Source organism: Paenibacillus sp. J22P277 (genome assembly GCF_059383675.1).
Genome location: NZ_JBXENS010000021.1, coordinates 1 through 1457 on the forward strand (window position 1 = coordinate 1; position 1457 = coordinate 1457).

Annotated in this window: 1 rRNA gene; it reads right to left on the reverse strand. The window is 53.3% G+C overall.

The features are described 5' to 3' along the window. Positions 1-1457: ribosomal RNA gene (locus AC50YL_RS35995) — 23S ribosomal RNA — on the reverse strand; the annotation flags it as partial.

Here is a 1457-nt window from a genome sequence, read left to right on the forward strand (position 1 = left end):
GATGTGCGGATTTGCCTACACATCAGCCTCACTGCTTGGACGGGCATCCATCAGCCCGCGTCACTATCCTTCTGCGTCACCCCATTGCTCGTAACGGTTTACGGTGGTACAGGAATATCAACCTGTTGTCCTTCGACTACGCCTTTCGGCCTCGCCTTAGGTCCCGACTTACCCTGAGCGGACGAGCCTTCCTCAGGAACCCTTAGGCTTACGGCGGACAAGATTCTCACTTGTCTTTTCGTTACTCATACCGGCATTCTCACTTGAATGCGCTCCACCAGTCCTTACGGTCTGACTTCAACGTACATTCAACGCTCCCCTACCCCTGCTACAAAGTAGCAAGCCATAGCTTCGGTGGTGTGTTTAGCCCCGTTACATTTTCGGCGCAGAGTCACTCGACCAGTGAGCTATTACGCACTCTTTAAATGGTGGCTGCTTCTAAGCCAACATCCTGGTTGTCTTTGCAACTCCACATCCTTTCCCACTTAACACACACTTGGGGACCTTAGCTGATGGTCTGGGCTGTTTCCCTCTTGACAATGGATCTTAGCACTCACTGTCTGACTCCCGGCTATAAGTACATGGCATTCGGAGTTTGACTGGACTTGGTAACCCTTGGCGGGCCCCGCACCCAATCAGTGCTCTACCTCCATGACTCTCGACGCCGAGGCTAGCCCTAAAGCTATTTCGGGGAGAACCAGCTATCTCCGAGTTCGATTGGAATTTCTCCGCTACCCCCACCTCATCCCCGCATTTTTCAACATGCGTGGGTTCGGGCCTCCAGTGCGTGTTACCGCACCTTCACCCTGGACAGGGGTAGATCACACGGTTTCGGGTCTACGTCCACATACTATGGCGCCCTATTCAGACTCGCTTTCGCTGCGGCTCCGGCTCTTCACCTTAACCTTGCATGGGAACGTAACTCGCCGGTTCATTCTACAAAAGGCACGCCATCACCCCTAAATTGGGCTCTGACTTTTTGTAAGCGCACGGTTTCAGGTTCTGTTTCACTCCGCTTCCGCGGTGCTTTTCACCTTTCCCTCACGGTACTGCTTCGCTATCGGTCGCTAGGGAGTATTTAGCCTTGGCAGATGGTCCTGCCGGATTCCCACGAGGTTTCACGTGTCTCGCGGTACTCAGGATCCGTCTCGGAGAGTGCTGACTTTGGACTACAGGGCTTTTACCTCTTATAGCGGGCCTTTCCAGACCTCTTCGTCTAGCCAACACCTTTGTAACTCCATGTGAGACGTCCTACAACCCCAAGGAGCAAGCTCCTTGGTTTGGGCTAATCCGCGTTCGCTCGCCGCTACTGACGGAATCACTATTGTTTTCTCTTCCTCAGGGTACTTAGATGTTTCAGTTCCCCTGGTGTGCCTCCATTGTAGCTATGTATTCACTACAAGGTGACTGGACATTACTCCAGCCGGGTTTCCCCATTCGGACATCCCCGGATCAGC